The organism is Sphingomonas sp., from assembly GCF_040398505.1.
Lineage (GTDB): Bacteria > Pseudomonadota > Alphaproteobacteria > Sphingomonadales > Sphingomonadaceae > Sphingomonas.
In genome coordinates this window covers 1-3474 of the sequence record NZ_JBBATX010000081.1, presented here as the reverse complement: position 1 = coordinate 3474, position 3474 = coordinate 1, and the positions used below count along the sequence as shown (strand labels likewise).

Sequence of the window (3474 nt, the reverse complement as noted above, 5' to 3'; positions counted from 1 at the left end):
CCCTCTCCCCGGCCCTCTCCCCTGAAGGGGAGAGGGAGAAACATGTCCTCGCCTCCCCCGCCGTGCGCGCGCGCGCGGCCGACCTCGGCATCGATCTCGCGCAGGTGAAGACCGAGTCCGACCGTGTCCGCCACAGCGATCTCGACGCGTTCCTGCGCTATGGTCAGGGCCAGGGCTATCACGCCCCGCACGCCAGCCACGCGCGCGCCGACGAGGCGATCAAGGTCATCGGGATGCGCCGCCGTATCGCCGAAAATATGGCGGCGTCGAAGCGCGCGATCCCGCATTTCACTTATGTCGACGAGATCGACGTCACCGCGCTCGAGGCGATGCGCGGCGATCTCAACGCCAATCGCGGGCAGCGCCCCAAGCTCACTTTGCTCCCGCTGCTGATCGCGGCGATCTGCAAGACCGTGCCGGCGTTCCCGATGATCAACGCGCGCTATGACGATGAAGCGGGCGTGGTGACGCGGCATGGCGCGGTGCATCTGGGGATGGCAACGCAGACCGATGCCGGGCTGACCGTGCCGGTGATCCGCGATGCGCAGGACAGGAACGTCTGGCAACTCGCGACCGAAATCCTGCGCCTCGCCGAGGCAGCGCGTGCCAATAAGTTGAAGCCCGACGAAATGGGTGGCGGCACGCTGACGGTGACGTCGCTCGGCCCGCTCGGTGGGATCGCGACGACGCCGGTGATCAACCGCCCCGAAGTCGCGATCATCGGCCCCAACAAGATCGTTGAGCGCCCGGTGTTCGTCGGTGACGAGATCGTGCGCGCCAAGCTGATGAACCTGTCGATCAGCTGCGACCACCGCGTTGTCGATGGCTGGGACGCGGCGAGCTTCGTGCAGGCGTTGAAGCGCTATCTGGAAACGCCCGTGCTCCTTTTCGCCGACTGAACCGCCAGCGGCAGGACGCGTCGGCTCCCGAAAGGGTGCGCGCGCCGATCCGCTTGGCGCGTGCGGGTCCGGTCATGCTATTTGCCGGGGCAGGGAGGGCGTTGGCCATGAAGCGTGCGGTACGGTTCCCCAATGCCGCGGGCATTATGCTCGCGGGGTCGATCGAGCTCCCGCCGGGGCGCGTGCGCGCGGTCGCATTGTTCGCGCATTGCTTCACCTGCACCGCGCGAAGCCATGGTGCGCGCCGCATCAGCCTTGCGCTTGCCGAACAGGGCATCGCCACGCTGCGCTTCGACTTCACTGGCCTCGGCGACAGTGAAGGCGCGTTCGCCGACAGCCATTTCAGTGCCAATGTCGATGATCTGGTCGCGGCGGCGGCGTTTCTGGAGAGCGGTCTCGGCGCGCCCGCGATCCTGATCGGCCATTCGCTGGGCGGCGCGGCGGTGATCGCGGCGGCGGCGCGCATCCCATCTGTAAAGGCGGTCGTGACGATCGCCGCACCGTTCGATCCCGCGCATGTCCTGCACCTCATCAAAGGGACCGAGGATATTGGCGACCACCACACCGACGTGTCGATCGGCGGCCGCCCGTTCCGGATCGGGCGCGATTTCCTCGATTCGGTTGCGGGGCAGGATCAGGCGGCGCGGCTCGGGCGGTTGAAGCGCGCGCTGCTGGTGCTGCATTCGGCGACCGATGCCACCGTCGGGATCGAGAATGCCCGCGCGATTTTCGAGGCGGCCAAGCACCCCAAGAGCTTCGTGGCGCTCAACGGCGCGGATCATTTGCTGACCGATGCCGATCAGGCGCGCTATGCCGCGATGATCATCGCCGCCTGGGTGCAACCCTTTCTCGGCCCCGCCATGCCGATCGATGCGGTGCCCGAGGGGCATGTCCGCGTCACGTCGACCGAGGCGAAGTTAGTGCAGATCGTCGATTCGTCTGGCCATAGCTTCCTGGCGGACGAACCGCTGGCGGTGGGCGGCAGCGATCTCGGGCCGACCCCGTACGATCTGCTGCTGTCGGCGCTCGGCACCTGCAGCGCGATGACGCTGCAGATCGTCGCGGCGAACGAGAAGATCCCGCTGACCGGCGTTTCGGTCACGCTCAGCCATAGCCGCCGCCATGCCGACGATTGCGCCGCTGCCGCCGGCGGCAAGCCGAAGATCGAACTGCTCGAACGCGTGATCCGGCTGGAGGGCGATCTGAGCGAGGCGCAGCGGATGCGGATGCTGGTGATCGCCGACAAATGCCCGGTCCACCGCACGCTCGAAAACCATCCCCGGATCGAGACGCGGCTGCTATAGCGTATCCGATGGCGCGGCTCATCCTGTTCAACAAGCCGTATGGCGTGCTCTCGCAATTCACCGATGCCGGGTCCGACACCGCGCGCGCGACGCTGTCGGACTATGTGCGCGTGCCCGGCGTCTATCCGGCCGGGCGGCTCGACCGTGATAGCGAGGGGCTGTTGCTGCTGACCGATGACGGGCGCTTGCAAGCGCGCATCGCCGACCCGCGTTTCAAGCTACCCAAGACGTATTGGGTGCAAGTCGAGGGCGAGCCCGACGACGCGAGCCTTGCTGCGCTCCGCAACGGCGTTGTGTTGAAGGACGGGATGACGCGCCCCGCCGAGGTCGCGCGGATCGATCCGCCCGAGCTGTGGCCGCGCGATCCGCCGGTGCGGTTTCGCAAGAGTGTGCCCGATTGCTGGCTGCAACTGACGATCCGCGAGGGGCGCAACCGGCAAGTGCGGCGGATGACGGCGGCGGTGGGGTTGCCGACCTTGCGGCTGGTGCGGTGGCGGGTCGGGGAGTGGACGCTCGAGCGGGTTCCGGTTGGGGACTGGCGGGAAGTCGGGGTTTGAGCGCCGCGCGTTGCGCCGGAACGGTGCGGATCGAGGCTATCTATCCGATCCCTCGAAAATGTGCGATGGTCAGACGAAGAGATTGAGCAAAAACAATCGACATATGGGGGGCTATGATGTCGGGATTAGCAGTCATCGGCAAATCGAATCGGGCGGCAATGGTCGGTGTGTTGACGCTTGGCCTTGCGACCGCTGGGTGTACTGTCGGCGAGTCTGGCGGTTCCAACGCGAGCGGTGCAGTTACCACCGCCACGGCGACACCGATCACGACGAATCCTTGTACGGCCGGTCCCAAGACGCTCGAATCGAAGCTGTCCTCCAGCCCGGGGCGCGATGACACCAGCGTCTATTGCTTCGCGTGGCAGGAATTTGTCGCGCTCAACTGGCAGGCCGACCCGACCAAGCCTGGCAACCCCAATCCCAAGGCGCTGCCCGCGTCCTTCGGTACACCGGGGGACACCAGCCCGAAGGTCTGGGAAAGCTATATGGAGGCGTCCGCCGTCTTCACCGCCACGCCGATGAAGGGGATTTGGCAGGCCAAGCGCCCCGCCTCGAAAGTGCTGAGCCGAACCTCGAAGTTCGGCGCGGCGGACCTCAGCGACATTTATCAGGCGGGCAGCGGCCATCACTGGCTGACCAACGCGCGCGGCGATCTCACTTATTACGAGATCATGATGAACCGTGACGAATATGAATTCATCACGACGCAGAAAT

Annotated in this window: 4 protein-coding genes; all 4 read left to right on the top strand. The window is 66.1% G+C overall.

Going from position 1 to position 3474, the window contains the following annotated elements; translation table 11 throughout:
• On the top strand, positions 1–899 hold an 899-nt coding region (locus tag ABWP09_RS10560), incomplete at its 5' end, for a dihydrolipoamide acetyltransferase family protein (RefSeq protein WP_353205104.1).
• A gap of 107 nt (positions 900–1006) precedes the next feature.
• A complete protein-coding gene (locus tag ABWP09_RS10555) occupies positions 1007–2203 on the top strand; it encodes a bifunctional alpha/beta hydrolase/OsmC family protein (protein ID WP_353205103.1) in 1197 nt (398 codons plus the stop codon).
• 8 nt (positions 2204–2211) lie between these two features.
• On the top strand, positions 2212–2760 hold the full coding sequence (locus ABWP09_RS10550; RefSeq protein ID WP_353205102.1) for a pseudouridine synthase: 549 nt from the start codon (positions 2212–2214) through the stop codon (positions 2758–2760).
• A gap of 116 nt (positions 2761–2876) precedes the next feature.
• Positions 2877–3474 (top strand): hypothetical protein (locus ABWP09_RS10545; RefSeq protein WP_353205101.1); only part of this gene is annotated, 598 nt, incomplete at its 3' end.